Annotated in this window: 18 protein-coding genes, 2 tRNA genes and 8 pseudogenes; 12 read left to right on the plus strand and 16 right to left on the minus strand. The window is 70.0% G+C overall.

The genetic code is table 11. The features are described from left to right. Positions 1-22 precede the first annotated feature (22 nt). The 3 genes from ASD25_RS21245 to ASD25_RS21260 form a co-directional block, all read right to left on the minus strand. On the minus strand, positions 23-532 hold the full coding sequence (locus ASD25_RS21245; RefSeq protein WP_056620227.1) for a F0F1 ATP synthase subunit delta: 510 nt from the start codon (positions 530-532) through the stop codon (positions 23-25). 361 nt (positions 533-893) lie between these two features. Then, complete coding sequence (locus ASD25_RS21250) at positions 894-1,094, minus strand: hypothetical protein (RefSeq protein ID WP_055831703.1); 201 nt, start codon at positions 1,092-1,094, stop codon at positions 894-896. A gap of 472 nt (positions 1,095-1,566) precedes the next feature. Next, a complete protein-coding gene (locus ASD25_RS21260; RefSeq protein WP_055831704.1) occupies positions 1,567-2,511 on the minus strand; it encodes a DUF808 domain-containing protein in 945 nt (314 codons plus the stop codon). 149 nt (positions 2,512-2,660) lie between these two features. Between ASD25_RS21260 and ASD25_RS21265 the strand changes: the two genes are divergently transcribed. Both ASD25_RS21265 and ASD25_RS21270 read left to right on the plus strand, forming a co-directional pair. Then, positions 2,661-3,485, plus strand: a complete 825-nt coding sequence (locus tag ASD25_RS21265) for a TerC family protein (RefSeq protein ID WP_055831705.1) — start codon at positions 2,661-2,663, stop codon at positions 3,483-3,485. 2 nt (positions 3,486-3,487) lie between these two features. After that, positions 3,488-4,285, plus strand: a complete 798-nt coding sequence (locus ASD25_RS21270; protein ID WP_082560169.1) for a glutaminyl-peptide cyclotransferase — start codon at positions 3,488-3,490, stop codon at positions 4,283-4,285. Positions 4,286-4,321: 36 nt separating this feature from the next. Here ASD25_RS21270 and ASD25_RS21275 read toward each other — a convergent pair whose 3' ends face one another. Then, entirely contained in the window at positions 4,322-6,484 is a 2,163-nt protein-coding gene (locus tag ASD25_RS21275; RefSeq protein ID WP_055831707.1) for a primosomal protein N', read from the minus strand. An 86-nt stretch (positions 6,485-6,570) separates the two neighbouring features. Here ASD25_RS21275 and ASD25_RS21280 point away from each other — a divergent pair. The 6 genes and pseudogenes from ASD25_RS21280 to ASD25_RS21295 form a co-directional block, all read left to right on the plus strand. Next, positions 6,571-7,080, plus strand: a pseudogene (locus tag ASD25_RS21280) (transaldolase family protein); the annotation flags it as partial. A 21-nt stretch (positions 7,081-7,101) separates the two neighbouring features. After that, a pseudogene (locus ASD25_RS21285) lies at positions 7,102-7,797 on the plus strand (DUF484 family protein); the annotation flags it as partial. A 157-nt stretch (positions 7,798-7,954) separates the two neighbouring features. Further along, positions 7,955-8,065: pseudogene (locus tag ASD25_RS29675) on the plus strand (DUF484 family protein); the annotation flags it as partial. Continuing rightward, on the plus strand, positions 8,047-8,436 hold a 390-nt coding region (locus ASD25_RS32270), incomplete at its 3' end, for a site-specific integrase (RefSeq protein ID WP_235562826.1). The pseudogene ASD25_RS29675 and the gene ASD25_RS32270, both read left to right, overlap by 19 nt. A 1-nt stretch (position 8,437) precedes the next feature. Then, a pseudogene (locus ASD25_RS32275) lies at positions 8,438-9,023 on the plus strand (tyrosine-type recombinase/integrase); the annotation flags it as partial. Between the two features lie 83 nt (positions 9,024-9,106). Further along, complete coding sequence (locus ASD25_RS21295; protein ID WP_056620232.1) at positions 9,107-10,093, plus strand: aspartyl protease family protein; 987 nt, start codon at positions 9,107-9,109, stop codon at positions 10,091-10,093. Between the two features lie 15 nt (positions 10,094-10,108). Here the strand turns inward: ASD25_RS21295 and lpdA are convergent, their stop codons facing one another. From lpdA to ASD25_RS32285, 8 genes and pseudogenes are all read right to left on the minus strand, one after another. Further along, the gene (lpdA, locus tag ASD25_RS21300) at positions 10,109-11,524 is read right to left on the minus strand and encodes a dihydrolipoyl dehydrogenase (protein ID WP_055831712.1); all 1,416 of its coding nucleotides are present in this window, start codon (positions 11,522-11,524) and stop codon (positions 10,109-10,111) included. A gap of 128 nt (positions 11,525-11,652) precedes the next feature. Then, positions 11,653-12,138, minus strand: a complete 486-nt coding sequence (locus ASD25_RS21305; protein WP_055831713.1) for a hypothetical protein — start codon at positions 12,136-12,138, stop codon at positions 11,653-11,655. A 65-nt stretch (positions 12,139-12,203) separates the two neighbouring features. Continuing rightward, positions 12,204-14,003: an ATP-binding protein gene (locus ASD25_RS21310; protein ID WP_055831714.1), complete on the minus strand. Its 1,800-nt coding sequence runs from the start codon at positions 14,001-14,003 to the stop codon at positions 12,204-12,206. 183 nt (positions 14,004-14,186) lie between these two features. Next, entirely contained in the window at positions 14,187-14,333 is a 147-nt protein-coding gene (locus tag ASD25_RS30680) for a DNA methylase (RefSeq protein ID WP_156389410.1), read from the minus strand. Positions 14,334-14,463: 130 nt separating this feature from the next. Then, positions 14,464-14,538 (minus strand) — tRNA-Gly (locus ASD25_RS21315). 34 nt (positions 14,539-14,572) lie between these two features. Further along, positions 14,573-14,647, minus strand: a tRNA-Gly gene (locus ASD25_RS21320). A 128-nt stretch (positions 14,648-14,775) separates the two neighbouring features. Then, a partial coding sequence (locus ASD25_RS32280; RefSeq protein WP_235562827.1) for an SDR family oxidoreductase occupies positions 14,776-15,183 on the minus strand: 408 nt, incomplete at its 5' end. Position 15,184: 1 nt separating this feature from the next. Next, positions 15,185-15,564 (minus strand): annotated as a pseudogene (locus ASD25_RS32285) (SDR family NAD(P)-dependent oxidoreductase); the annotation flags it as partial. Between the two features lie 192 nt (positions 15,565-15,756). Between ASD25_RS32285 and ASD25_RS21330 the strand changes: the two are divergent. Continuing rightward, positions 15,757-16,080 (plus strand): annotated as a pseudogene (locus ASD25_RS21330) (YkvA family protein); the annotation flags it as partial. Here the strand turns inward: ASD25_RS21330 and ASD25_RS21335 are convergent. Then, the gene (locus ASD25_RS21335) at positions 16,077-17,078 is read right to left on the minus strand and encodes an NADPH:quinone oxidoreductase family protein (protein WP_055831717.1); all 1,002 of its coding nucleotides are present in this window, start codon (positions 17,076-17,078) and stop codon (positions 16,077-16,079) included. The pseudogene ASD25_RS21330 and the gene ASD25_RS21335 overlap by 4 nt on opposite strands. A gap of 106 nt (positions 17,079-17,184) precedes the next feature. Between ASD25_RS21335 and ASD25_RS21340 the strand changes: the two genes are divergently transcribed. The 3 genes from ASD25_RS21340 (at position 17,185) to ASD25_RS21350 (ending at position 19,865) form a co-directional block, all read left to right on the plus strand. Further along, complete coding sequence (locus ASD25_RS21340) at positions 17,185-18,054, plus strand: isoaspartyl peptidase/L-asparaginase family protein (RefSeq protein ID WP_055831718.1); 870 nt, start codon at positions 17,185-17,187, stop codon at positions 18,052-18,054. 279 nt (positions 18,055-18,333) lie between these two features. Then, complete coding sequence (locus ASD25_RS21345; RefSeq protein ID WP_055831719.1) at positions 18,334-18,861, plus strand: hypothetical protein; 528 nt, start codon at positions 18,334-18,336, stop codon at positions 18,859-18,861. Between the two features lie 224 nt (positions 18,862-19,085). Continuing rightward, complete coding sequence (locus ASD25_RS21350; RefSeq protein ID WP_055831720.1) at positions 19,086-19,865, plus strand: sulfite exporter TauE/SafE family protein; 780 nt, start codon at positions 19,086-19,088, stop codon at positions 19,863-19,865. A gap of 47 nt (positions 19,866-19,912) precedes the next feature. Here the strand turns inward: ASD25_RS21350 and ASD25_RS21355 are convergent, their stop codons facing one another. The 3 genes and pseudogenes from ASD25_RS21355 to ASD25_RS32300 all read right to left on the minus strand — a co-directional run. Further along, positions 19,913-20,509, minus strand: coding sequence for a glutathione S-transferase family protein (locus tag ASD25_RS21355; RefSeq protein ID WP_055831721.1), 597 nt, complete (start codon positions 20,507-20,509; stop codon positions 19,913-19,915). Positions 20,510-20,541: 32 nt separating this feature from the next. Beyond that, positions 20,542-21,153: pseudogene (locus ASD25_RS32295) on the minus strand (flavodoxin-dependent (E)-4-hydroxy-3-methylbut-2-enyl-diphosphate synthase); the annotation flags it as partial. A 78-nt stretch (positions 21,154-21,231) separates the two neighbouring features. Then, positions 21,232-21,788 (minus strand): annotated as a pseudogene (locus ASD25_RS32300) (flavodoxin-dependent (E)-4-hydroxy-3-methylbut-2-enyl-diphosphate synthase); the annotation flags it as partial. Positions 21,789-21,794: the final 6 nt, after the last annotated feature.

Consider the following 21,794-nt stretch of genomic DNA (forward strand, 5'->3'; position numbering starts at 1 on the left):
TTCGCGGCCTCGTATGCCGCGTTCAGCTCATGAACCAGCGGCATGAGCCGACCTTGACCTTCAGACCGCCCAGGATCGACGGATCGACGCGGGCGGTCATCTCCGGATCCTTGCCCAGCGAGGTGCGGAGCGCGGTCTGGATGGATTTCATCTGGGCGTCGGTGAGGGCCTGGGCCGAAACGACCTCGGCGGCRACGACGCCCGTCTTCTTCGCGTACAGAGCCTCGAAGCCCGCGATCACGCCCGGCAGGTCGCGCGAGCGACCGTTCTGGGCCAGCAGGCCGAGGAAATTCTTCGTCACGGCGTTGAACCTCGCCTTGTCGGCGATGGCCGTCAGACCCTTCTGCTGGTCCTCGGCGGCGATGACCGGCGACTGGGCGAGGCGGCGCAGGTCGGCGCTCTCGTTCCACGCGGCCCGCAGGGAGGCCAGGTCGGCGCGCACGGCGTCCAGAACCTTCGTCTCGTCAGCGAGGTCGAACAGCGCCTGTGCGTAGCGCTCGCCGACTTCCGTCGTCCTGTAATCGTCAGCCACTTATAAGGTCCGCGCGGGTTAGCGTTCGGGTTTGCNAGAACCTTCGTCTCGTCAGCGAGGTCGAACAGCGCCTGTGCGTAGCGCTCGCCGACTTCCGTCGTCCTGTAATCGTCAGCCACTTATAAGGTCCGCGCGGGTTGGCGTTCGGGTTGAAGGCCGGCCGCGTGTCCGCGCCGACCAAAGGCTTGAAATGCTTTGAGAAAGCACTTGAAGGACGCGCCTTGCAACGCGTCCTCCGGCTCAGCCGGGCGCCTGATAGCACTCATCCCCCCGGGGAGCAACCGAGACAGGCCGCCGCATCCGCCGCACGAAAAGAGCGCCCGGCCCTGAGGCCGGGCGCTCCTCCGTCGGCCCTCAGGCGTCAGCCGTGGCCGCAGTGATCTGCGCAGTCGCCAAGGCAGTCGGCGCACGCCGTGCAGCAGGCGGCGCAGGCGTCACGGCAGGCGCAGGCGAGGTCGCAGCAGGCGTGAACCAGCTGGGCGACGGCGGCGGGATCGGCGGCGAAGGCCACGCCGCCCGAAGCGGCCAGGGCCAGCGCGGCCAGGGTAAGAACGCGTTTCATGTCAGTCTCCGATTTTCAGAATTGAATGGTGTGCAGTCGTGCAGACGCATTCAGGTCCGTGGCGGAGGCGGCTCCGGTCCGATGAGGCGGCCGGGAAGGCGATCATCGACCGGCTTGAGTCCATGGGGGATCGCCGGCGCCGGGACGGGCGGCGCGACGAGGGCGGGAGCCGGCGGGCAGAGCGGGCGGGACAGGCAGATCTGGACGCAGGGCGGGACGGTCTTGTCCGGCCCGGAGGACCCGCAATCGGCCGGCGGCAGGTGATGGGCGGGCGTCGCGAGTACAGGGGCTGGCGCGCCGAGCGCAGCCACGCCGAGGATGAGAACCAGAAAAAGCAGCCGTCGCAGGATCATGCGAACCTTCAGCCATCCGACAGCCGAGCTTAGCGCATACGGGGCGCGTGCGGCGCCCGCCCGGGGTGCGACATCTTCTCCCGCCGGTCAGGCCGCCAGGATCGCGCGGGCTTTCCCGGTCAGTGGGCGGCGCGGTGGCGCCCCGGGATCAGGTGCAGGATCGCGACGATGATCCCGCCGGTCACGAGGCCGACGACCGCCGAGGCGGCGGCCGTCGCCAGCCATTCCGTCACGGGGCCGATGAGCGGGACCCGTCCGGCGGCGTGTCCCAGACTCTCGATCACGCCGGGTACGAGGTCGAGATGGTACTCGTGCAGGCCGTGGACCAGGATCCCGCCGCCGACCCACAGCATGGCCAGGGTCCCGACCGTCGCCAGCCCGGTCAGCACCATCGGCATGGCGTGGACCAGACCCCGGCCCAGCGCGCGCGCCGAAGCCGAAGGGCGCTCGGCCAGGTGCAGGCCGATATCGTCCATCTTCACGATCAGCGCCACGGCGCCATAGACCGCCGCGGTGATCAACAGGCCCACCAGGGCCAGGGCCGCGGCCTGGGTCGCCAGCGGGCGCTCGGCCAGATCGGCCAGGGCGATGGCGGTGATCTCGGCCGAGAGGATCAGGTCGGTGCGGATCGCCGAACCAACCATCTTCTTTTCCTGTTCGGCGGACGACAGGGCCAGTTCTTCCGGCGGGGTCTCGCCGCCTCCGTGACCCGCCAGCTTCTCCCACAGCTTCTCGGACGCCTCGAAGCAGAGATAGGCGCCGCCGGCCATCAGAAGGGGCGTCAGCGCCCAGGGCGCGAAGGCGCTGATCAGCAGGGCCCCGGGCAGGAGGATCAGGAATTTGTTCTTCAGCGAGCCGACGGCGATCTTGCGGATGATGGGCAGCTCGCGATGGGGCGAAAAGCCCATCGCGTAACCCGGCGTCACCGCCGCGTCGTCGACCACCACGCCGGCGGCCTTCATGCTGGCGCGGCCGGCGGCGGCGGAGACGTCATCGACCGAGGCCGCCGCCATCTTGGCGATGGTTGCGACGTCGTCGAGAAGGGCGGCAAGACCTGAGGGCACGTGTCACCTCGCAAAACAAATGCGGTTCGCCCTTGGCTAGGCGAGCCCGTGAGCCGGGTCCAGAGGCGCGATCAAACGCGGCGCCCTGACGCGCCCGGCCGCGGCGAAAAATTCTGGCGCGGCATCCCCGGCTGCCCTATCCCGATCCAATGACCGAAATTACTGCTCTCCTGACCGATCCCGCCGCCTGGGCCGCCCTGATCACGCTTGTGGTCATGGAGGTGGTGCTGGGCATCGACAACCTGATCTTCATTTCGATCCTGTCGAACAAGCTGCCGCCCGAGCATCGCCAGCGCACGCGTCGCATCGGCATCGGCCTGGCCCTGATCATGCGTCTCGGCCTGCTGGCGACGATCGGCTGGATCGTCGGCCTGACCAAGCCCGTCTTCGACCTCGGCTTCGCGGGCGCGGGCTGGGACACGGCCTTCAGCTGGCGCGACCTGATCCTGATCGCCGGCGGCCTGTTCCTGGTCTGGAAGGCGACGACCGAGGTCCACCACGCCGTCGACACCAGCATCGGCGACGACCTGCTGGAGAAGAACAAGACCACCGCCGTCATCAACAACGTCGGGGCGGCCATCGGCCAGATCATCCTGCTGGACCTGGTCTTCTCGATCGACTCCATCCTGACCGCCGTCGGCATGACCGATCACGTGCCGATCATGATGGTCGCCGTGGTCATCGCCGTCATCGCCATGCTGGTCGCCTCCGATCCGCTGGCGGATTTCATCGACAAGAACCCGACCATCGTCATGCTGGCCCTGGGCTTCCTGCTGATGATCGGCATGGTGCTGATCGCCGACGGCTTCGGCGTCCATGTGCCCAAGGGCTATATCTACGCCGCCATGGCCTTCTCGGCCCTGGTCGAGGGACTGAACATGATGGGACGCACCGCATCGGCGAAGAAGCAGGCGGCCCTGGCGGCGCGGCAGGCGGCGCTGAACAAGGCCGAGACGGCCGAGCCGGGGGTCTGATCATGCGGGCGGCGGTTCTCCTTCTCGCTGCCCTGCTGACGCCCTTGCCGGCGGCGGCGCAAACGCCGCCGCCGGCCGTTTCCGCATCGGCCGCCGCGCCGGTCCCGGTCTACGGATTCGAAGTCGTCCGAGCGTATCCCCATGATCCCGGCGCCTTCACCCAGGGGCTGGAGTTCCACAACGGCGAACTGCTGGAAAGCACCGGCCGTTCTCCCTCGACCGTGCGGCGCGTGCGGCTGGAAGACGGGGTGGTGATCCACAAGCGCGAGCTGGACGAAAACCTGTTCGGCGAGGGGCTGACCGTCTTCGGCGACCGCGTCCTGACCCTGACCTGGAAGGGCGGCAAGGGGTTCGTCTGGAATCCCCTGACGCTCGAGCCCGAGGGCGAGTTCGCCTATGCCGGCGAGGGCTGGGGCCTGACCCATGACGCCACGCGGCTGATCCTGTCCGACGGCACGGCCGCGCTGCGCTTTCTCGATCCGCAGACCTTTGAGGAAACCGGCCAGGCGCCGGTGACCGTGCAAGGCCGGCCGCTGCGCCAGATCAACGAGCTGGAATGGGTCGAGGGCGAGGTGTTCGCCAATGTCTGGCACACCGACTTCATCGTCCGCATCGATCCGGCCACCGGCGTGGTCACCGGCGTCATCGACCTGACGGGGCTGATGCCGGACCGGTCGGGCCTCGATCAGACGGACGCGGTCCTGAACGGCATCGCCTGGGACCCGGACGGCCGTCGCCTGTTCGTCACCGGCAAGAACTGGCCGACCCTGTTCGAGATCAGGCTGACGGGGCCGAGGTAAGCGTTTCCCTCCCCACAAGGGGGAGCGAGAAGCGCGTCAGAGAAAACTGTACGGATCCACGTCGATCGTCACCCGCACCGACGCCGGCGCCTTCACCCGCGCCAGCCAGGCCCGCAGGAAGCCCTGCAGGTCGACGTCCCGGTCCGCCCGCACCAGCAGCCGCTTGCGTCGCCGCCCCCGCACCAGCGCCAAGGGCGCGTCGGCGGGGCCATAGACCTCCAGCCGTTCGGCATTGGGAATGTTCTCGGCCAGATCGCGGGCGACCCTCTCCACCGCGGCGGCGTTCTCGCTGGACAGGATGATCGCCGCCAGCCGCCCGTGCGGCGGCAGGGACGCGGCCTCGCGCTCGGCCATCTCTGCCGCCACGAAGGCGTCGCGGTCGCCCGCCGCCAGCGCCATCAGCACCGGATGCTCGGGGGTCCAGGTCTGCAGTATGGCCCGCCCCGGCTTGTCGGCGCGTCCGGCCCGGCCCGTGGCCTGGGTCAGCAGCTGGAAGGTCCGTTCGGCCGCCCGCAGGTCGCCCCCGCGCAGGCCCAGGTCGGCGTCGACCACCCCCACCAGCGTCAGATGCGGGAAATTGTGCCCCTTGGCCGCGGCCTGGGTGGCCACGAGGATATCGATCTCTCCGTCCGCCATCCGCTGGATCAGGGCCCGGGCGGATTTCGCGTCCGGGGCCGTGTCGCTGCTGAACACCGCCGTGCGCGCCTGAGGGAACAGACTGCGCACCTCTTCCTCGACCCGCTCGACGCCCGGGCCGACCGAAACCAGCGAATCCTCGGCCCCGCAAGCCGGGCAGTGTTTCGGCCGGAGCATGGAGAAGCCGGTCAGGTGGCAGATCAGCCGCCCGGTGTAGCGGTGCTCGACCAGCCAGCTGTCGGTGTCGGGCGCGGTCAGCCGGTGGCCGCAGACGCGGCACAGCACCACCGGCGCATAGCCGCGCCGGTTCAGGAACAGCAGGGTCTGTTCGCCGCGCGCCAGCGTCTCGCCGATGGCTTCGCGCAGGGGCTGGGCCAGCCAGGTCTGGGGGTCGGGCGGATTCTGGCGCAGGTCCAGCAGGGAGATGTTCGGCAGCACCGCCGCCCCGTGCCGCGCCGCCAGCTTCAGCCAGCCATAGCGGCCCTGATGGGCGTTCCACAGCGTCTCCAGCGAAGGCGTGGCCGAGGCCAGCACCACCGTCGCCCCCTCGATCCGCGCCCGCGCCACGGCGAGGTCGCGGCCGTGATAGACCAGCCCCTCCTCCTGTTTGAACGAGCCGTCGTGCTCCTCGTCGACCACCACCAGCCGCAGGTTGGCGTAGGGCAGGAACAGGGCCGAACGGGCCCCGACCACGATGTTGCAGCGGCCGGCGATCACCGCCTCCCACACCTGACGCCGACGCGGCGGAGCGACGCCCGAATGCCATTCCGCCGGGGCCGCGCCGAAGCGGTCGGTGATGCGGGCGATCAGGGCCTGGGTCAGGGCGATCTCGGGCAGCAGGATCAGGATCTGCGCCGCAGGATCGGCCTTCAGCGTCCGCGCCGCCGCCTCCAGATAGGCCTCGGTCTTGCCCGACCCGGTGACCCCGTCGAGCAGGAAGGGGGCGAAGCCGCCCTTCGCCGTCGCCGCCGCCAACTCGTGCGCCGCCGCCGCCTGGTCGGGATTGAGCGTCGCCGGGGCGTGATCCGGGTCGGGCGCGTCGAAGGCCGCGACCGCCTCGATCTCGATGACCTCCAGCACGCCCTCGTCGATCAGCCCCTTGACCACGCCCGAGGACACATTCGCCGCCCGGGCCAGATCGGGACCCGGCATCGACCGCTGGCCCAGCGCCTCCAGCACCGCCGCCCGTGCGACCGTCGGCCGGGCCGGGGTCCTGTCGCCCACGCGACGCACCCGCCGCTCGGGCCGGGGCCGGGGCGCGCGCAGGCCCTTCAGCGCCGTGGCCGCCATTTCGCCGGGCGCGCTCAGCGTCCAGCGCGCGGCCCATTCGACGAAGTCCACGGTCTTTTCTGGCAGATGCGGATCGTCCAGCACATGGTCGATGGCCTTCAGCCGCCGGTTCGACCCCGTGGTCTCGCGCGCCTCGGACACGATGCCCCGCATCAGCCGCGGCCCCAGCGGCACGGCGACCTGGTCGCCGCGCGCGACGTCCAGCCCCTCGGGGACCTCGTAGTCGAAGGCCTCGGGCACCGGCAGGGGGATGAGGACGCTGGCGACTTTCACCGCCGGGCCCGCTCCGCTAGAGAGACGCTCATGAAACTCTTCCTCGCCCCCGCTGCCGCCCGACCCCTTCAAGGCGCACTGAGCCNCTCGTCGAGGGCCCGATCTCGGCCGAGGCCGTGGCGACCGATTTCGAGACCATGGTGAAGGAGGGCGACAAGCTGGCCGCCATCGCCCCGAACGTGGTGGTGAAACTGCCCCTGACGTGGGACGGGCTGCGCGCCGCCCGCGCCTTCGCCGATAAAGGCATCAAGACCAACGTCACCCTGTGCTTCTCGGCCGCCCAGGCCATGCTGGCCGCCAAGGCCGGCGCCACATTCATCTCGCCCTTCGTCGGCCGGCTGGAAGACCACGGGGCCGACGGCATCGGCCTGCTGGAGGAGATCCGGGTCCTGTACGACGTGCACGGCTTCGACACGCAGATCCTGGCCGCGTCGCTGCGCAATCCGGCCCATGTCAGCGCCGCCGCCGTCGCCGGCGCGGACGCCGCGACCATCCCGGCCGACGTTTTCAAGGCCCTGGTCAAACACCCGTTAACCGACAAGGGGCTTGATGCTTTCCTGGCGGACTGGGGCAAGACCGGTCAGTCGATCCTGTAGTTTGACCTCGAGGAGAGGTTTGTGAGCGTTTCGCCTGACCTCTCGTCCAAGCCGGAAGAACCGCACTGGCCGGAGATCCGCGCCTGGCTGCAGGCCAACGCGCAGATCCTGCTGGATGAYCGCTCCCTGCTGGAAGAGATCGGGCTCAAGCCSCACGGCCGCAACGTCGTGGAGTTCGGCCGCGCGGCCCTGACCCGGCTGGAAGARGTCGCCGAGCGCGAGGCYGACGCCCGCAAGCGCATCGAATCCATCGCCCGCGCCAATTTCGCCGCCCAGACCCAGACCCATGTCGCGGCCCTGGACCTGATGGAGGCGCGCAATCCCTCCGACCTCGCCCGCCGCCTTGATGCGGTGGCGCAGGGCCGGTTCGGCCTGGCCGGCGCCGCCATCGCCCTGGAGAAGCCCGGCGGCGTGCCGTTCGGCTGGCGCGGTCTCGAGGCCGGCGGCGTCGACGCCCTGCTGGGCGACCACGGCCTGACGTGGCTGGGRCCSAATTTCGACGGSCTGAACCTGTTCGGCGCGGCCGAGGCSGAGGTGAAGTCSGTCGCCCTGATCCGCATGGCCCCSCARTTYCCCGGCGCCGAGGTTCCGGCGCGCCAYGCCATCTGCGCCTTCGGCTCGCCCGAGGAAGACGGCTTCGCCCCSACCATGGGCTGCGAGCTGGTGGCCTTCATCGCCCGGGTGGTGGAACGGACCGCCGAACGATGGCCGATCCTCATCACCGAGGCCGGTCCTTCGGTCCCGGTCGAGATCCTCGGCCTCGACGAGGGGCGCACCGTGGACGGCGGCAGCCGGTCCTATGTCGCCCGGCTGACTCACGCGTTCAAAGGCCGGGTCGTCACCAACGCCGCTGCTCTTCATTTTTGCCGTTATNTTCGGCTCGCCCGAGGAAGACGGCTTCGCCCCGACCATGGGCTGCGAGCTGGTGGCCTTCATCGCCCGGGTGGTGGAACGGACCGCCGAACGATGGCCCATTCTGAGCTGACCGCCGACGAGGCCCTGTCGGCCTGGCTCGAGCATCTGGCCCACGAACGCCGCCTGGCCGCCAATACGCTGGAAGCCTATGGCCGCATCGGCCGGGGCTACCTCGCCTTCCTGCAGAGCCATCGCGGCGGGCCCCAGCGGCTGGCCGACCTGGGAACCGTGACCGCCGCCGAGGTTCGGGCCCATCTGGCCGAGCGGCGCGGCGGCGACCGTCCGCTGGCGGCGCGGTCGATCAGCCAGACCCTGTCGGCGATCCGCGCCTTTCACGCCTTCCTTGACCGCCGCTGCGCCACGCCCGCGCCGCAGCTGGCGCTGGTGCGCGGGCCGCGGATCAAGGCCTCCCTGCCTCGGCCGGTGAGCGAGGATCAGGCCNGCGGATCAAGGCCTCCCTGCCCCGGCCGGTGAGCGAGGATCAGGCCCGCGGCCTGATGCAGGAGCCCGACGCCGATCCCGACGCCGAACCGTGGGAGGCCGCGCGCGACCGCGCCGTCCTGACCCTGCTGTACGGCTGCGGCCTGCGGATCTCCGAGGGGCTTTCCCTGACGCTCGCCGACGCGCCCCTGCCGGAGACGCTGCGCATCACCGGCAAGGGCGGCAAGACCCGTCTGGCTCCGGTCCTGCCCGCCGTCCGGACGGCGGTGGACGCCTATGTGGCGCTCCAGCCCTTCCCGCTGGAATCCGGAGACGCCCTGTTCCGGGCCAGACGGGGCGGTCCGCTGACGCCCCGTCATGTGCAGGCCATGGTCCAGCGCCTGCGCGGCCGGCTTGGCCTGCCCGCCTCGGCGACGCCCCACGCCCTGCGGCACAGCTTCGCCACCCACCTGCTGGGCGCAGGGGCGGACTTGCGGGCCATTCAGGAACTGCTGGGCCACGCCAGCCTGTCCACCACCCAGAAATACACCGCCGTCGACGCGAAACATCTGCTCGACGCCTATTCCGCCGCCCATCCGCGACACTGAAAAAGCACGGGCTGGTCAGGATCGCCCGGGCGCGCCTACAGTGAAGGTCCATCCGCTGGGAGGCGGTGCGGAGACCAGACTGCATGACAGGCCTTGACCGTCGCGTCTTGCTGGCCGGGCTCGGGGCCCTTGGCCTTCCTCCCGGTCCCGCCGCCGCGCAGGACCCGGTCGAACCGCTGGTCGAGGACCGGCCGATCCAGTTGCTGAGCAACCTTTTCACGCGCGTCGGCGCCGCGGTCTTCATCGACGGCCGCGGGCCTTTCACGTTCGTGATCGACACCGGCGCGGGCGCGACCTCGATCGCGGACACCCTGGCGGATCAGCTGGCCCTGCGTCCGTTGCGGTCCGTGCTGGTTCACGGGATCACGGAGGCGCGGGTGACCCGCAGCGTCGCGGTCGACCGGCTGGCCTTGAGCGGCCTCGGGTTCCGGAACCTCTCATGCCCGGTCTTCCCGCGCGACCAACTGGGCGCCGACGGCCTGATCGGCCTGGACGTGCTGGATCGCTTCAAGCTGAGATTCAATGTCGCGCGGCGATCGGCCAGCCTGAGCCTGAGGGGACTCAGCATCGTCATGGGCGGCGACATCGCCACCGGGTCACGCCTGCGCCGGGGCGGCGGGCTGCGCTCGGTCCGCGGCCGCTTCGGTCAGATGATCATGAATCAGATCACCGTGGACGGCCAGGCGACGTCAGCCTTCATCGACAGCGGCGCGCAATATTCGATCGGCAATATGGCGTTGCGGCGCGCGGTTTCGGCGCGGCGCCCGGACGGGGGCCGCGTGGCCCGCGAGGTGCCGATCTACGGGGTGACGGGTCAGAGCCTGAGCGCGAACCTGGCCATGGTCGACGATCTCAGGCTCGGGCCGCAACGGCTGGGGCCGACTCCGATGCTGTTCGCCGACCTGCACTGTTTCGAGACCCTGGGCCTCGCCGGCCGGCCGGCGCTGCTGATCGGGGCCGACCTTCTGGGGCGCTTCCGGGATGTCATCCTGGATTTCCCCGCCAATACGGTGACCTTCGAGGGTCTGCGCCGCCAGACCACCCGCAGGCTCGAAATCCCCGGGGTCTAGCAGACCACCGCCCTGTCAGACCTGCATCGTCCAGCCCTCGACGCCCATGGCCGCCTGTTTGACGGCTTCCGAGCGGGTCGGATGCGGATGGCAGATGCGGGCGAGGTCTTCCGACGAGCCGCCGAAGGCCATGGCCACGCAGGCTTCTCCGATCATCTCTCCGGCCTGCGGCCCGAGAATGTGAACGCCCAGGATGCGGTCGGTCGCGGCGTCGGCCAGCACCTTCACAAAGCCCTCTGTCTCGTGGTTGATCTTCGCCCGGCTGTTGGCGGTGAACGGGAATTTGCCGGCCTTGTAGGCGACCCCGTCGGCCTTCAGCTGATCCTCGGTCCTGCCGACCCAGGCCACTTCCGGGGCGGTGTAGACCACGCTGGGCACCAGGTTGTAGTCGACGTGACCGGCCTTGCCGGCGATCAGCTCGATCACGGCCACGGCGTCTTCCTCGGCCTTGTGCGCCAGCATCGGGCCATGGGTCACGTCGCCCATCACCCAGACGCCCTCGGCCACCTTGAAGTGGTCGCCGGCGAGGAAGCCGCGCTTGTCGGCCTCGACTCCGATGGTCTCAAGTCCCAGGCCTTCCGTGTACGGACGGCGGCCGATGGCGACCAGAACCACGTCGCCCTTCACCGTCTCCGCCGTTCCGCCCGCCGCCGGTTCGACGGTCAGCTCCACCCCGTCCTTGCCGGTCTTCGCCGCCGTCACCTTCGCTCCGAGCCGGAAGGTCATGCCCTGTTTGGTCAGGGCGCGCTGGAAGGCGGTCGCCAGGTCCTTGTCCATGCCGGGCGTGATGCGGTCGAGATATTCGACCACCGTCACCTGGGCGCCCAGCCGGCGCCAGACCGAGCCCAGCTCCAAGCCGATGATGCCGGCGCCGACCACGATCAGATGCTTCGGCACGGCCGGCAGCGACAGGGCCCCGGTCGAGTCCACGACCTTGTCCGCTTCGAAGGCCACGCCCGGCAGCGGCGTCGGCTCCGAACCGGTGGCGATGACGATGTCCTTCGCTGTCAGGATCGTCTTCGACCCGTCGGCGGCCGTCACCTCGACCTGACCCTTGCCGACGATGCGGCCGCGTCCCTTGATCCAGTCGGCCTTGTTCTTCTTGAACAGGAATTCGATGCCCTTGGTCAGGGCGGTCACACTGTCCTGCTTCTGGCTCATCATCTGGCCGAGATCCAGTTTCAGCGCCCCGACCTCGATGCCGAGCGTCGGGAATTCCTTCGCCGCCGTCTCGAACAGTTCCGACGCATGCAGCAGCGCCTTGGACGGCATGCAGCCGACGTTCAGGCAGGTTCCGCCAAGCGTTTCGCGCATCTCGACGCAGGCGGCCTTCAGCCCCAGCTGGCCCGCCCGGATGGCCGCATTGTACCCGCCCGGTCCGCCGCCGATGATGACGACGTCATAGGTGCTGGGGGAAACGGCTTCGGCCATGGAGTATCTCGTCTGTCGTGGGCGCGGGAGGCGCGCGGAACCTGACGGCGCCGCCCGCGAGCGTCAACCGCCGCGCCGCATATAAGGGCGGCGGCGTCCGTCCGACAGACGCCCGAATTCAGCGGGCGTCAGAAATTCAACTGGCCCGCCGTCCGCTTGCGCCGGATGCGCCGGCTGGCGACCACCACCAGCACGCCCAGCAGGAACAGGACGCCCAGCACCAGCCAGACCGGCTCGACGGGCAAACCCTCCATCCCCTCCGGCGTCGCCATGGTCGCGGGTCCGCCCGAACGGGCGCCCACATCGCCCTGCCGGTCGACGGCCAGCCGCAGAACGACGTCCGCGGCGAAGCCGAGGAAATAGGCCACGGCCGCCCGGGTGTTCCCCGCGCCCAGCATCAGCGCCGCGATCACATAAAGACCCACAGCTCCGGCCCACAGCGTCCACACCGGCAGGAAGCCGAACAGGTCTCCTCCCGCCGAGGCCTCGGCCCCCACGCGCGCCGCCGCCGCATCCGGCGCGGCGCCCTCGATCAACGGGGAGATAAACGGCCAGGCCAGCCACCCGGCGTAACCGAGCACGGCCAACATCACCATCAGACGCAACAGCTTCATTTCGAGCCTCCCAACCCGCGTTAACCTTACACCGGTCTGTGGAACCGGCGAAAGAGGGGCGCGAGTCAGCGCGCGCTGGGCAGGGTGATGGAGACTTCGGCGCCTTCGCCCGGGGCGCTGTCGATGGACAGGACGCCGCCCGACTGGCGCGAGAAGGCATAGGCCTGCGACAGGCCCAGCCCCGCCGCGCCCTCGCGGGTGGTGAAGAAGGGCTCGACCGCCCGGGCGGCCAGTTCGCGGTCCATGCCCGGACCGCTGTCGCGGACGCTCAGACGGACCCCGCCCTCCAGCAGGGCCTCAAGCCGCACCGCCACCGAGCCCTGGCCCGCCACGGCGTCGACGGCGTTGCGCGTCAGGCCGGCGACCGCGCCCTCGAAGGCGACGGGATCAAGCCGTACCGGTGCGTCGGTGGACGGTCCCTCGATCATCAGGTCCACGCCTGGCCCGGCCATGGCCCGCAGCCGCGTCTCCATGCCGCGCAACAGCACGCCGGCGTCGAGAACGCGCAGCACGGGCTCGTCATCCCCCTGCGAGAAGGCGGTCAGACGGCGCGTCAGCAGTTCGCCCTTCTGTCCGGCGGCCAGCGCGGCCTGGCCGATGCGGCGCACGCGGACCGGGTCGTCGGCCTGACGCAGCATCATGTCCAGGGCCCCGGTCATGACGCCCAGCAGGGCGTTGAAGTCATGCGCCAGCCCGCCGGTCAGGCGGCCGACATTCTCCATACGGCGGCCGCCCTGGAGCTGGAACTCGGCATCCTGTCCGGCTTTCAGCGCCGCGGCGCGCGCGGCCTCGGCCTCCTCGCGGGCGGCGGCGGCGGCGGCCAGCGCCTCTTCGGCCTGAAGCCGCGCTGCGACGGTCTCGGCGCGCAGGGCTTCGACCTCGGCCGCAGGATCGGCCGCGACGACCTCGGCGACGGGCGTGCCGACATCGTCCGCCTCCGGCGCCGCGCCGGCGCGCTCGCCGGCCAGCAGCAGGGCGTCGACGGCCCCCTCCGCATTGGTCAGCGGCAGGATGGACCAGCGGACTCCCTCGGCGCCGCCTGTTCGCGGAACGATCGCCCCCGCCTCCTCCGCGGGAGCGGACAGGGCGGCCCGCAGCGTTTGCCGGCCTTCGACCCGCTCGCCTTCGGCCAGGAACAGATCGACGAAGTCCCCGGCTGCCTCGTCGCGGCCCAGCAGCAGCAGGGCGGTTTGGTTGGCCTCGCGCACCTGTCCGTCGGTTCCGACAACGACGAGAGCGCTGGAGGCGGCGTCGAACACCCGGCGGGTGAGGGCGTCGGACCGCGCAGCCGGTGCGGGGGCCGCCTCGGGCAGGATGATTTCGGGCGTCTGCAGGCCTTCGCTCTCGACGAGGGCGGCGGTCGAGCCGGTGATCTGGCCCAGCTCGTTCTCGATCGGCATGGCCGTCACCGAGACCAGCATCTTGCGGCGCGAGGCCGGATTGGCCAGCAGATGCTGGAAGCCCTTCACCGTCTGGCCCCGCAAGGCCCGGGCGCTGGGCAGCAGGTCGGGCGGCACCGGGCGACCGTCGGGGAAGGTGATGCCCCAGGTCGCCGAATGGAACCGCAGGCCGATCAGTTCGGCGTCCTTGCGACCCAGCAGCTGGTGCGCGGCGCGGTTGGCGAAGACGAATTTGCCCTGTTTGTCGGTCTCGACCAGGGCGACGGGAATGGCGTTCAGGGTCTCGAACAGCCGCTTCTGCGAATCCTCGGCCATGCGCTGTATCAGATCGAGCTGGTCCGAGGCGCTGCCGTGCTGGGTGCTCTTGCGCAGGGCGAAGAAGATCGCGACCACGGCCGCGAGCCAGCCGAGGCCGGCGAGCGCGGCCCACACCCACATCCAGTTGACCTGGCCTTCGAGAAACATGCGACCCGACTGTCCCGTTCTGGCGCCCCGCGCGCCCTTTCGGGAGACACCCTGCAAACGGCGAACCGGACTGGCCCGCTTTCGCCCCCAAGGCGACTAGCGGGGCTTGATGCCGCGGTCCAGTGGCAGGTGATCAGCAACCGGCCGCGTCCACGAAACGTCGCGCCCCGCGCCGGCCGGCGCTCAGGCCGGCGTCGCCGCGCTGTCAGGGAGCAGAAGGATCCGGCGAACGATGTCTGCGCACCCCAGCATGGGCAGCGGCTGGCCGAACCTGGCTCTCCACTCGCGGTCCAGTTCGACCTCCTCGGCTGTCATCGGTGCATGGATCATGGGGCCGGAAAGACGCAACGCGACGATCTGTTCCGCACGGCGGGAGGTGTTTTTCCAGGATGGCGAACTCACGCCGCCCGGGCGGAAATTGAAAAAGGCCCGRTCTGGCGACCGGGCCTCTTCAAWCGACTGGAGCGGGCGAAGAGATTCGAACTCTCGACCCCAACCTTGGCAAGGTTGTGCTCTACCACTGAGCTACGCCCGCACTTCAGTCGGAGGCGGGCGTATAGNCAAACGACTGGAGCGGGCGAAGAGATTCGAACTCTCGACCCCAACCTTGGCAAGGTTGTGCTCTACCACTGAGCTACGCCCGCACTTCAGTCGGAGGCGGGCGTATAGCGGAGCGCCCGCTCTTCTCGCAAGCCCCTCCGATAAAATTACCCCAAAACGCGCTCAGGCAGCGAGCCGCCGCGCGGCGAGCGGTAGCGCCCCGCTCTGCGCGTCAGCGGGGCGCCAGCCGAATGGCGCCGTCGAGGCGGATGCATTCGCCGTTGATGTAGACGTTGCGGACCAGCTCCAGGACCAGGGAGGCGTAATCCGCGGGCGTGCCCAGGCGGCTGGGGAAGGGGATGGCGGCGGCCAGGGCGTCCTGGATCTTCTGGTCCATGCCGGCCATCATCGGCGTCCACATGATGCCGGGCAGGATGGTGTTGCAGCGGATGCCTTCCTGGGCGAGATCGCGGGCGACGGGGAGGGTCATGGCGTAGACGCCGCCCTTGGAGGCCGAATAGGCCGCCTGGCCGATCTGGCCATCCTGCGCCGCCACCGAGGCGGTGTTGACGATCAGGCCGCGTTCGCCGTCGGCCATCGGCTCCAGCGTCACCATGCCCGCCGCCGACTGCGACAGGACNAGGACGCGGAAGGTGCCGAACAGATTGACCCGCACGGTGCGCTCGAACTGGGCCATGTCGTGGGCGCGGATCTCGCCGGTGTCCTTCTTGCGGCTGACCGTCTTCTGGCCCGTGGCGATGCCGGCGCAATTCACGGTCAGGCGCTCCTGGCCGTGGGCGGCGCGGGCCTTTTCGAAGCCGGCGGCGACCGAGGCGTCGTCGGTCACGTCGACCAGGCAGAAGACGCCGCCGATCTCCCTTGCGATCGCCTCGCCCTTTTCCGCATTCATGTCGAACAGGGCGACCCTGGCGCCCGTGGCCGCGATGGCCCGAGCCGTTCCCTCGCCCAGACCCGAGGCCCCGCCCGTCACCACCGCCGCGATCGAACTGTCGAGTTTCATGGCCGCAGCCCCTATGTTGTGTGAACCTTGAGATTGCCGCGGGGTTTAGCCGCCATGTCCGCCAAAGCCAAACCGATCACGCCCGACGAGGCCCTGGACCCGTCGCGCGCCCTCGTGCCCTCGATCCAGCGGGTCAACGAGGTGCGGGTGCAGAAGGGCTTCTGGCCCAAGATCCGGCGCACGGCCTCGCGNCGGGTCAACGAGGTGCGGGTGCAGAAGGGCTTCTGGCCCAAGATCCGGCGCACGGCCTCGCGCATCCCCTTCGCCGGACAGGCCCTGTCGGTCTGGTTCGCCGCCCGCGATCCCGAGACGCCGACGGCGGCCAAGGGTGTCATGGTCGGGGCGCTGGCCTATTTCGTCCTGCCCTTCGACGCCATTCCCGACATCTTCGCCGGCATCGGCTTCACCGACGACGCGGCGGTGATCGCGGCCCTGATCGCCACCCTCGGCGCCAATATCAAACGCCGGCACAAGGACCAGGCCACGTCCGCGCTGGAGCGGCTGCGCGACGGCTAGCTCTCCACCGTCACCACCACCTTGCCCATCACCGACCGGTCGCCCAGTGCCTTGATGGCCTCATGGGCGCGTTCCAGCGGGAAGGTCTGGCTGACGCGCGGGCGAATCCTGCCGTCCTCCCAGAAGCGCAGCAGGTCGGCCATGTTGGCGGCGTGGGCCGCCGGGTCGCGCATCACCGCCGCGCCCCAGAACACCCCGATCACCGACACCGACTTGAGCAGGGTCAGGTTCAGCGGCAGCGAGGGAATGCCGGCCGGGAAACCGACCACCAGATAGCGGCCGTTCCAGTCCATCGAGCGGATGGCCGGCTCGCAATAGTCGCCGCCGACGGCGTCATAGACCACGTCCGGCCCGTCGCGGCCCGAGGCCAGTTTCAGCTCGCCCGACAGCTCCTTCTGCGCCGCCTTGTCCATCTTGCCCGACGGATAGATCAGGCCGTTGTCGGCCCCGGCCTCCAGCGCGAACTGCACCTTGTCGTTGGTCGAGGCGGCGGCGATGACGTGCGCCCCCATGGCCTTGCCCAGCTCGACCGCGGCGACGCCGACCCCGCCCGCGGCCCCCAGCACCAGCAGGCTCTCGCCCGCCTTCAGCTGGGCCCGGTCCTTCAGCGCGTAATAGGATGTGCCGTAGGTCATCACCAGGGCGGCGGCGGTGTTGAAATCCATGGCGTCGGGGATCTTCATCACCGAGGCGGCCGGAACCGCCAGTCGCTCGACCATGCCGCCCCAGCCGGGAACGGCGATGACGCGGTCGCCCTTGCGGACGCTGGTGACGCCCTCGCCGATCGCCTCGACCACGCCCGCCACCTCGCCGCCCGGCGAGAAGGGGCGGGTCGGCTTGAACTGATACCGGTCCTCGATGATCAGGGTGTCGGGGAAGTTGACCCCGATCGCCCGCACCTCGATCACCACCTCGCCCTTCATCGGCCGGGGGTCCATGACCTCCTCGACCACGAGGGTTTCGGGACCGCCGGGAGCCTTGGACAGGACAGCGCGCATGGGGGAGGTCTTTCGCAAAGGCGTCCCGCCCCGGTGGCGCGCGCGTCGGCTTGAGGCTAATCAGCGCCACGCCCGTTTGAAAGGGGCGATCCGGAGACGACCCTGAATGACGGCCCTCATCCTTCACGGCGGCGCGGGCGCGCGGCGCGAGCGCAACTACGACCGCGAGGTCGCCCACATGCGCGAGGTGGTGGCGGCGATGAAGGTCCGGCTGGACGCGGGCGCCAGCGCCCTGGACGTCGCGGTCAAGACGACGGTGCTGCTGGAGGACTCGGGCCTCTATGTCGCCGGACGCGGCGCCTCGCCCAACCTCGCGGGGGCCTATGAGCTGGACGCCAGCCTGATGGACGGCGCGACCCGCAAGGCCGGCGCCGTCGCCGCCCTGCAGGGCTTCCGCAACCCCGTCGTGGCCGCCCGCGCGGTGATGGACCGCACGCCGCATGTCATGCTGGCCGGCGAGGGCGCCGCCCTGTTCGCCCTCGACCAGGGCCTGGAGATGATCGGCGACGAGGACGCCTGGTTCACCCGGGCCGGCCAGGGCGAGGACAACCACCCGCCCGGCACGCTGAGCCACGGCACCGTCGGCTGCTGCGTTCTGGACGACCAGGGCCGGCTGGCGGCCGCCACCTCGACGGCGGGCGTGTTCGGCAAGATGCCGGGCCGCGTCGGCGACACCCCCATCCCCGGCGCCGGCAGCTGGGCCGACGGCCGCGTCGCCGTCTCGGGCACCGGGCAGGGCGAATATTTCATCCGCGTCGCCGCCTGCGCCCAGGTCAGCTGGCGCGTTGGCGCGGGCCAGACCCTGGCCGAGGCCGGCCGCGCGGTGATCGACGAGATCGGCGGCATGGGCGGCGACGGCGGCCTGATCGCCCTCGACCGCGACGGAAACATCGCCCACCCCTTCAACAGCCAAGGCATGAAGCGCGCCTGGCTGACGCCCGGCGGCGACATCGGGGTCGAGGTGTTCGGCCTCTGAACCGGTAGACGCCGCGCTGGAAAAAACACCGTCTGAATCGTCCAGCTCGTCTGCCGTTTCCATCTAACCGCATGATTTTGCTGAGGGGCGCGCGGTAGACTGCGTCCAAGGCGTCCGACGCATCCCCGACGCGCAACAGTCTGGCGGACGGCGACGTCAGATTCGGACGCACGGGGCGACCGGGCGCGAATTACAGAGATTTCATCCGCGGGCGAACGCGGTTCATCCGGCGTTCACCGCCTGCTACGCTAAAGCTTGGCGACACACCGGGAGCCTCCAATGAAGTCCGCCGCCGTCCTCGCCGCCGCCGTCCTGCTGACCACCGCCGCCTGCGCGCCCGTCGTCCAGGGCGGCCCGCCCATCGGCCTGCCGCCGGGTCTGCAGGAAACGGCGCAGGTCGGCAGCATCACCCTGTCCAGCGAATGGCTGAACGCCGGGGACGATTTCGCCGAAACCTTCTCCGACGAGGTCCACGAGGAACTGAGGCGCTGCATGTGGGGCACGGCCCCCATCGACGTCCGCGTCCACATCGACCGGATGCAGCGCGCCGGCCGGCTCGAAACCCTGCTGAACGGCGACGGCGTCCACACCCTGTCCGGCACGGTGGAGTTCGTCGATCCCTCGCACGGAAACCGCATCGTCGGCCGCTTTCCCGTGTCCGTGGCGACCAGCGCCCAGGGGCCGTTGGGCGGCGTTCTCGGTGACCGTCAGATGATGGTTTCGGAAGAATTCGGCCGCGCCGTCTGCGACCAGGCCTTCGGCCGCAACCCGCGCGATCGCGGCCCGCACAACGCCACGGTCGGCTGACGCGAAAACGGGCCGGCGTCTCCTTCCCGCGCAGTGGCTGCTGGAAGAGGCGGGCTATGGCGGGTTCGGACTGCGGGACCGCCCTGGCGCTCGAGCCCCGGGGAGGCCGCGACGTGGCGGAGGCCATCGCCCGCACCGTGGCCGACCGCTCCGTGACTTCCTGTCGGCAACCAAAGGCGCGGCAAAGCTTTGCGGAATCAGGCCTGGCTGTTCGATCGGACTCAATGGAAACCTTTCTGCTGTTCCTGGTCGTCGGCGTGCTGGCGCAATCGGTCGATGGGGCCCTGGGCATGGCCTATGGCGTGATCTCGTCGTCGGTGCTGCTGGCCTTCGGCGTGCCGCCGGCCATGGCCTCGGCCAGCGTGCACGGGGCCGAGGTCTTCACCACCGCCGCCTCGGCCGGCAGCCACGTCGCGCACCGCAATGTGGACTGGCGGCTGCTGCTGCCGCTGGCCATCGCCGGGGTGATCGGCGGCTGCGTCGGAGCCTATGTGCTGACGGGCATAGACGGGGACGTCATCAAGCCCTTCATCGTCACCTATCTGGGGCTGATGGGGGTCTACATCCTGTGGCGGGCCGGCCATGACATTCTGCTCCGCCATATCCCGTCGTGGGCGGCCTGGCCGCTGGGGCTGGTCGGCGGCTTTCTCGATGCGGTCGGCGGCGGGGGCTGGGGACCGACGGTGTCCTCGACCCTGGTCGGGGCCGGACAGGAGCCGCGCCGCGCCATCGGCACGGCCAATACCGCCGAGTTCTTTCTGACCGTGGCCGTCAGCGCCACCTTCGTCTGGGCCCTGATTTCGGGCCACTGGGCCGACGCCGGAGCCCTGGAGCACCACGCGGCGGCCGTCGGGGGGTTGATCGTCGGAGGTCTGGCGGCGGCGCCGTTCGCGGGGCTGATCGCCAAGCGCGTGCCGCGCAAGCCCATGACCTATGCGGTCGGCGCCACCTTGCTGCTGCTGGCCGGATTCCAGGCGATGCAACTGGCCGGCGTGATCGCCTGATACGAAAAGGGCGGCGGGTTCGGCCCGCCGCGCCATCGTCCCGCGGCTCAACCAGGCCGGGTTTCCGCGAAGCTGGGCCGGGCCTCGATCGCCTCGTGCAGGGCGACCAGACGCGGACGTCCTGCGCGCCAGTCGAAGCCGGGGTGGCGGAAACCGATCCAGGCCACGGCGACGCCGGCGGTGATGACGCCCATGTCGAGCCGGGCGGCGTCGGGACGGGCGGCCTCGAGGGCGTCCAGCGCGCGGCCCATGTTCTCGGTCCAGCGGGCGATCCACGACGGCGAGCGTTCGCTTTCGGGGCGGCGGAGTTCGAGCAGCAGCTTGACCCCCATCTCCAGGGCGGCGTTCGCCTGGGTCTCCATCCGCCGCACGGCGAGGCGTTCAGGCCCGTCGGCGGGCATCAGGCGGGGCCCGGAGCCGAGCGCGTCGAGGTATTCGCAGATCACGGGACTGTCGTTGATCGGCAGGCCGTCCTCGGCGATCAGGGTCGGGACCTGGACGATCGGGTTGGACGCCAGCAGTTCGGGGGCATTGGCGTAGGGGTCGACGGCGACCTCCTCGATCCGGTCGATCAGGCCCTTTTCACGGGCGACGATGCGGCATTTGCGGGCGAAGGGTGACGGGCCGGTGATGTAGAGCTTCATGTCGACGGGCGGCTTTCCAGCGGGACGGCGGATTATTCGGCAGGTTCGAGGACCGGCGGGGCGGCCTGCAGCGCCCGCGCGGCGTCCAGTTCGGCGGCCTTCTGTTCGACCAGCTCGACGATCTGGTCGATCATGCCGTCATTGGCCTGTTTGAACGCCATCTTGCCGTTCAGATAGACCATGCCTGACCCGGCCCCGCCGCCGGTGAAGCCAACGTCCGTRTACAGAGCTTCRCCCGGTCCGTTGACGACGCAGCCGATGATCGACAGCGACATCGGCGTGGTCACATGGGCCAGCTTCTCTTCSAGGATGCCGACGGTCTCGATGACGTTGAAGCCCTGACGSGCGCASGACGGRCAGGCGATGATGTTGACGCCCCGGTGSCGCAGRCCCARCGAYTTGAGGATGTCGAAGCCGACCTTGATCTCCTCCACCGGATCGGCGGCCAGGGAGACGCGGATGGTGTCGCCGATGCCGGCCCACAGCATGTTCCCCATGCCGATGGCCGACTTGATSGTGCCCGASCGCAGCGGGCCCGCCTCGGTGACGCCGAGRTGCAGSGGGCAGTCGATGGCCTCGGCCAGCTGCTGATAGGCGGCGACGGTCAGGAAGGGGTCGGAGGCCTTCACCGAAATCTTGAATTCGTGGAAGTCGTGATCCTGCAGGATGCGGGCGTGGTTGAGGGCGCTCTCGACCATGGCCTCGGGGCAGGGCTCGCCGTNGAAATCTTGAATTCGTGGAAGTCGTGATCCTGCAGGATGCGGGCGTGGTTGAGGGCGCTCTCGACCATGGCCTCGGGGCAGGGCTCGCCGTATTTCTCGAGCAGGTCGCGCTCCAGAGAGCCGGCGTTGACGCCGATGCGCATCGAGCAGCCGTGGTCCTTGGCGGCCTGGATGACCTCGCGGACCCGGTCGGGCGAGCCGATGTTGCCGGGATTGATGCGCAGGCAGGCGGCGCCGGCCCGGGCGGCCTCGATGCCGCGCCTGTAGTGGAAATGGATATCGGCGACGAGCGGGACCTTCGCCTCGCGGGCGATGGTGCGGAAGGCGGCGGTCGAGTCCTCGTCGGGGCAGGAGACGCGGACGATGTCGGCCCCGGCCTCTTCCAGCTGGCGGATCTGGTCGATCGTCGCCGCCGCGTCCGAGGTCGGCGTATTGGTCATCGACTGGACGCTGATCGGCGCATCGCCGCCCACGGGCACGGCGCCGACCATGATCTGGCGGCTCTTGCGGCGTTCGATGTGACGCCAGGGACGGATATGCGAATGGTCAGCGCTCATGACGGG

The sequence above is a fragment of the Brevundimonas sp. Root1423 genome (assembly GCF_001426805.1).

Coding starts and splice junctions, on each gene's coding strand:
- ASD25_RS21250 (WP_055831703.1), bottom strand. CDS start 1,094: ATGAAACGCGTTCTTACCCTGGCCGCGCTGGCCCTGGCCGCTTCGGGC.
- ASD25_RS21265 (WP_055831705.1), top strand. CDS start 2,661: ATGACCGAAATTACTGCTCTCCTGACCGATCCCGCCGCCTGGGCCGCC.
- ASD25_RS21270 (WP_082560169.1), top strand. CDS start 3,488: ATGCGGGCGGCGGTTCTCCTTCTCGCTGCCCTGCTGACGCCCTTGCCG.
- ASD25_RS21295 (WP_056620232.1), top strand. CDS start 9,107: ATGACAGGCCTTGACCGTCGCGTCTTGCTGGCCGGGCTCGGGGCCCTT.
- lpdA (WP_055831712.1), bottom strand. CDS start 11,524: ATGGCCGAAGCCGTTTCCCCCAGCACCTATGACGTCGTCATCATCGGC.
- ASD25_RS21305 (WP_055831713.1), bottom strand. CDS start 12,138: ATGAAGCTGTTGCGTCTGATGGTGATGTTGGCCGTGCTCGGTTACGCC.
- ASD25_RS21310 (WP_055831714.1), bottom strand. CDS start 14,003: ATGTTTCTCGAAGGCCAGGTCAACTGGATGTGGGTGTGGGCCGCGCTC.
- ASD25_RS30680 (WP_156389410.1), bottom strand. CDS start 14,333: ATGATCCATGCACCGATGACAGCCGAGGAGGTCGAACTGGACCGCGAG.
- ASD25_RS21335 (WP_055831717.1), bottom strand. CDS start 17,078: ATGCGCGCTGTCCTGTCCAAGGCTCCCGGCGGTCCCGAAACCCTCGTG.
- ASD25_RS21340 (WP_055831718.1), top strand. CDS start 17,185: ATGACGGCCCTCATCCTTCACGGCGGCGCGGGCGCGCGGCGCGAGCGC.
- ASD25_RS21345 (WP_055831719.1), top strand. CDS start 18,334: ATGAAGTCCGCCGCCGTCCTCGCCGCCGCCGTCCTGCTGACCACCGCC.
- ASD25_RS21350 (WP_055831720.1), top strand. CDS start 19,086: ATGGAAACCTTTCTGCTGTTCCTGGTCGTCGGCGTGCTGGCGCAATCG.
- ASD25_RS21355 (WP_055831721.1), bottom strand. CDS start 20,509: ATGAAGCTCTACATCACCGGCCCGTCACCCTTCGCCCGCAAATGCCGC.